Source organism: Leuconostoc falkenbergense, from assembly GCF_014634805.1.
GTDB classification, from domain to species: domain Bacteria; phylum Bacillota; class Bacilli; order Lactobacillales; family Lactobacillaceae; genus Leuconostoc; species Leuconostoc falkenbergense.
Window position 1 is genome coordinate 42,612 of the sequence record NZ_BMBS01000012.1, and the last position, 6,000, is coordinate 48,611.

Sequence of the window (6,000 nt, forward strand, 5' to 3'; positions counted from 1 at the left end):
TTATCAAAAATGTTATTTTAAATCTTTATTTATCACATTGAGACATATATAGTTGAATTGTGATATTTTTAGGTATAAAATTAATTTGTAAGCGCTTCCTAAACTTTGGAATTCGCGAAAAATGATCACATAACAAAAAATCTGGCAGGATAATTATGAAAACTAAAAAAATTAACTATGTTAGCATCATTTTCTTTATAGTGACAGCAATAATACCGTTTGTTTTCCTATTGGGTAGTCTGAAATAATTAAATTCACGACTAACTTATAACAGATCATGTCAGCATCAATTCACTGGCCTTTACCAAATCAGCTTAACTATCCCAATGCCCATTTCATTTTGTTGTCGGCGATACAGTTGGGCAGCCAGTTATATCCTAATAATGGCACGTTTGCAAAATTGATTAACTACCGAATGATTGCAATGATTTCAGACAATCAACAAGGCGTCAATCAGTTTGTCACCAACACAAAATATGAATTTTTAGATGCAGATCGACTGGCAATCTAAAAAGATATTTTCATTTTAATCAGAGAGGAGGTGTTATGATGTGGCAATTGATTATCGGTTTACTACTAATTTTGGCTGCCGTTTGGCAAGGTTTTGCTTCACACAAAGCATTTAGAACCTATCGCACAAACGCAACAAAAACAGATAGTCCTTTTAGAGTATTTGGTTACTTGTACGGTTTCTTTTTCACAGCATTGTTGGCTATGTTTGGTATTATAGAAATTCTAATTTTTTTGGGCTAAAAAACAACTTAACTTCAACAAAAAAGGTCAAAACCATTAAATTAGTTTTGACCCTTTTTTATTGTCATGTGGTGACCCAAGCAAACAAAAAACAACCCACCCAGAAATAATACTTCTCAAGTATAAAACCTAAGCAAATATCATTAATTATCAAACTAGCTACAATGTACAGCTATTCTCATAGCCGTACCCAGCAGTTTTCACTGAGCAAGTCGTTCTTAGATTGAAAGAAACCCATTCCTGCCATCGTCACTGACGGCGTCAACAAATTTGAATGTTATTAGGATCTCCTCCTAATCTCTACCTAAATTATAGCATGTCTTTTTTGCTTTTGCAAGCGCTTACATATATTTATTTTAAAAAGGTTACAGTATCTTCCTACTGTAACCCGTTAAATTTTAGTTCAGTCACCTTATTGGGCAACCAAAGAGAGGTTCCCATCTTGATCAGCATAATACCAAGTTTTACCTTGATCAACTGTGACAAAATTATTTTTCACCAAATTGCCTGAATCTGCGTCGTAATAATGCTGTTTATCACCATCAGCAATAATTTGGCCCTTTACTTGACGACCATCTGTCCTAAAGTATTGCGTTTCGCCGTTGATAATTTGTTGACCTGTTACAAGAACACCTGTTGCGTCGGCGTAATACCAACTATCATTGTAACTGATATATCGATTTGTGACTAAATCACCATTACCACCTTGATAATAATATTGTTGCCCATCATTTGATATGATTTGGTCTTTGATTTGTATCCCATTATCATCAAAATATTGATTGTGTCCATTAATATTCTGTACACCTGTCACGAGATTACCGTCTTGATCGGCATAATACCAAGTTTTACCTTGATCCGGTGTCAAAAAATCATTTTTGATAAGATTTCCAGTGTTGGCATCGTAATAACTTTTCTGATTACCAGTCACGACAATTTGACCTTTAATTTGTTGCCCATTGCTGGCAAAATATTGAACGTTACCATTAATACTCTGAGCGCCGGTCACTAACTCGCCCTTGGCGTTGGCATAGTACCAGCCGTTGTTGTAGCTGACATATTGGTTCGTTGCCAAATTACCGTTCCCAGCTTGATAATAGCGTTGCACGCCGTCAAGTGTAATGATGGCACCTTTTGTTTGAACACCATTCACATCAAAATATTGCGCATGTCCATCGACTGTATAAGCACCAGTTACCATTTCTCCATCACCATCAAAGTAATAACTATTACCTTCTGTGTCAGTCACATAGGCGTCCTTAACCTGTTCCCCAGTAGTCGCATAGTAATTGACGGTCCCATCCGCTGTTTGTAAAAAGGATCCTCGTAACTCTACGCCATTTGGCAAGAACATATAGTTTTTACCATTGATTGTCTTACTGCCAATTGTCATCAGACCATTCTTATTGAAATAGTAGTAATTGCCAGAAACATCATCTTTGACAAATTGATTTTTATCCTGAATACCGCTCTTAGAGTAATATACAACGCCCTTACTCGTTTGTTCAAATCCCGTCGTTGTGGGTTGCCCAGTCAGTTGATTAGGCAAAAAATCATCATCTGTACTGTTCGAAATCACTTTAAAGTAGTTCTGTGTGCCACCATCAGATAGCACATATCCAAAACCACGTCCTTGAATATTTGAACCATTAAAGTATTTTGCTGACCACTCTTTAATCTTAGTTGAATCATCAATTGGTAGTCCTGTCGAAACCTGAATTGTTTTAAACAAGCTTGGATATTTAGACTTAATAAGCGCTAAAAATTCGCCCCCATACTTGCTTTGATATTCACCACCACCAACTGTATGAGATACATACAATACATTGGCTGCATTTGAATTGGCTGACTGATTACCAAGACTATCGGTGCGTGATACAGAAACCAGTTCTGTTTGAGGCAAATTATAAATCTGGTCTGGCACAAAGTCAGCCATTGCTTGTATACCATTAGCATGCAATGCTTTAATTGCATCACGCAATTGCTGGTCCGTCCCATACTTCGTTGGCGTTTCAAATCCCAAATCGTAACGGTCAGTGAAGGCATAACCATTTTGAATAATTGAATCCAAAAAGCTTGTATCGGTGCTCGAGCGATATTGAGGTGCCATTTGGAAACTGGTGACACCCCAAGATTTAAACAGATTAACATTAGCAGCTATTTTGACATTTGCAAATTCACTTTCTGACTGAGGTGTAGATTGAAAGTTTGAAAAGCCTTCATAAATCAGGTTGGAATCTAAGGCAGCATTTGAATGAAGCGTATTACCATCATTAGAAGTCGATTCACTAGCAGTAGTACGGACATCTTGATCATCCGCAGCATCTTTGGGTGCCCAAACTGATAAAAAGCCTGATACTTGAACATTACTATACCCATGAATTTCAGAAGCTGTGAAAATCAAGTCACCATTGCTATCTGTTGTTTTAAAAATATCGGTATTATTTGCAATACCGTTGTCGGTTGTCTCAAGTATCTGACGATACACTTGATTTGCGTGTGCAATGCCCATATGGAGCACGACGGTTTCACCAGACGCCAACGAAAGATTGGGATTATTAGAAACAATGACACCTATGCCTGAGTTAATACTGGTTAAATCATCTGATGTCGCATTAGCGTCAGCCAAATTTTTGCCATAACGCACACTTGTTAAAATATCATGTTGATCAACCGCCATTGACTGTCCACCTGCAACATATTTAACGCGAGACTGCAATAGATTAACGATAGCATCATAATAGGGTGTTTGCGTACCCATATACTCACCATCATCTGTGTATAAATCACCGTAATACACACGTGGAATCGTATCTTTATTGGTCAAAAGCATGGCATAAGCACTTGGCATATTATATTGGGTATATTGTTTATCCACCCGATTCATATCAGCGTTATACACGGCAAATGCCTCTTCTAATTGTGCTTGATTTGGCGCAAGACTATTCACAACATCAGGATGTAAATCTTTAATTATCGTAGCAATGACCGTTTGAACTTCACTATCATGCGCACGAACAAATGAGTAATTTGGTGTTGCCACATTTTCAGTGGCATCGTTAGCACGATTAATCATAAAGTATTCTAGGAAACGTCGCATGTCAGCACGATTACCAACTGTTTTTGTCAATGAAAAGAGTAATTGTTGCTGCGTATACGTGTCCATTGTCAATTGATTACTACCCGTTTTTGACATGTATTCCGCATCATTAGCAGACCAATCTTACAAAATTGATAAATGTTGGTTAGCATTTGTATCAGATAAACTAGTGCCATACGCTAATTTAAAGTAATCCGATGCGATTTGCAACAAGTCAGCGTCTACGTTATCAACAGCATCAACTCTAATACCATCAAAATTAGCCGTTGGATCATTAGCTGTAATTGAGCCAAAATTCATTAAATAGTACAACCAGTTAAGTTGCTCAGCTTGAACTACTGGGTTTGAATTATCAACATCATTGGCTAATAATAATTCAAAACCACCTTCAGATTTGTCAGTATCATAACGCGTTGTGCCAGATTGATTAGTCGGGGTCCGATTAAGCAAACGAAAATTAGAATTGGCATCTGGCGTCAATGGACTATTGACATAGGTTAATGCACCGCCTTGCAAGTGATCATTGCTTGGTGATTCACTCACCTCATTCCACTGCGGTTGTGTATTAATAAACTGAGTCATCAGTGTTTTTAACCAATCAGTTGATTTTTCTTGGCTAATCCGTATTTCAATATTCTTTTGAACAGCTCTGACAGCATCATTCATAATGGCAAGGTCACTAGCAGTTGTAAATGGTGCGTTAATCGAGAGCAAACCATTTGCAGCCATCATGTTGAGATAATTGACCTCGGTCACAATATCAGGTTGCCAAGTAATTAAAATGGGACGTTTATCTTCAGTAGTAGACGGCCGCCATGACTCACCATTTTCCAGTATTTCTTTAGGTCTATACCAGCTTTCTGCCGTCAAATAACCATTGATATTATCAAAACTGGCGGCTGTATTATCATAGGCGGCATTATGCGTTGTGTAATCTGAGTTGTCAATTGTAACACCAGTTTTAATGGTTGAGGCGTCAGTATTATCTGCTTCACCCGTTGTGCTGTTGAAGAAAGTTACAACACCATTCAAGACTGCTGTATAGCCCTTCATTAATTTACCAGTACTGTCAAAATAATAGGTTTTGCCATTAATTTGCTGCACACCAGACACCGTATTACCGTCAGAATCAAAGTAATATTTGTCACCGTTGACTGCCGTTAAGTAATCTCCTTTGACTTGGACACCAGTAAGACCAAATCCCTTAATTGATTCTCCAATTTTATGTATGCCTATCAGTGCGTCACCACTATTATCATCAAAATAATAAGTGTTACCATTGATTGTTTTGTATGCGCCTTTCAACACTGTGCCGTCAGGATTAACGTATCTGACTTGATTATTAACTGTCACTAGTCCTGTTTCAGTTGTTGCATCACTATTTTGTATTGTTTCTGTTTGATTCGTTTGAGCTGTCACTGCTGTTGTGTCTGTTGATTGACTATTCGTTGTAACGTCCGTTTCAACTGTTTGCGTGGTGCCTTTTGAATCATCTTTTTGATCTGTTGATGCCTGAATATTGGCGTTATCAACTTGAGTATCATCCAAATTTGGACTAACTGTCGTCGTTACAGATGCGTCAATACCAGTGTCCTGATCTGTTGTGACATCCTGCGTTGTTGTTGTGACCGATGTATCACTTACATTTTGATCAGCGCTTACACTGGCTTGATTCACCATCAAAAAGGCAGTAGTCAAACCAGCTACCACCCAACTCTTTTTCGCCTTATAAAGCTTCTTTCTCGCCACGACTTTCTCTCTCATAACATTCGTTCTCCATAATTTTTTAACCACGTTTTAATTTAACGCGACTTGTAAATTGTATCACAATTTTTGCTAAACGTTTGTCAAAAATTCATAAAAATACTGTGCTATTAATTGCTCATTTGAAAATATAGCATGGCCGAAATCATTGACAAACCCTTATTTAGAAGCTTTTTAGATTTTATTCTGATAATGTTGCCAGAAGTGTTCACAATATAGTATGAAAAAACTTACTAATATTAAAGGTGAAGATTATTCTCGACGGAGATGATCTTCACCTTTTTTAGATTTATTCTAAAATTGGTTGTGAAACTTAGGTCGTTGGTCCTTTTGACACCAGATGTCGTAGAAAAAAATGGCCATTTCACTGGCTTTACCACACA

General features: G+C 37.4%; 3 protein-coding genes and 1 pseudogene. 2 read left to right on the plus strand and 2 right to left on the minus strand.

Annotated elements, in window-relative coordinates:
- The first annotated feature begins 277 nt into the window (after positions 1-277).
- Positions 278-511: a hypothetical protein gene (locus IEU71_RS03910; protein WP_036066482.1), complete on the plus strand. Its 234-nt coding sequence runs from the start codon at positions 278-280 to the stop codon at positions 509-511.
- 35 nt (positions 512-546) lie between these two features.
- Positions 547-753: a hypothetical protein gene (locus IEU71_RS03915; protein ID WP_004911193.1), complete on the plus strand. Its 207-nt coding sequence runs from the start codon at positions 547-549 to the stop codon at positions 751-753.
- 412 nt (positions 754-1,165) lie between these two features.
- Here IEU71_RS03915 and IEU71_RS10160 read toward each other — a convergent pair whose 3' ends face one another.
- Both IEU71_RS10160 and IEU71_RS03920 read right to left on the minus strand, forming a co-directional pair.
- Positions 1,166-1,828, minus strand: a complete 663-nt coding sequence (locus IEU71_RS10160; protein WP_267878702.1) for a PspC-like choline-binding domain-containing protein — start codon at positions 1,826-1,828, stop codon at positions 1,166-1,168.
- Positions 1,808-5,617 (minus strand): annotated as a pseudogene (locus IEU71_RS03920) (glycoside hydrolase family 70 protein); the annotation flags it as partial. The pseudogene IEU71_RS03920 and the gene IEU71_RS10160, both read right to left, overlap by 21 nt.
- Between the last annotated feature and the right edge of the window lie 383 nt (positions 5,618-6,000).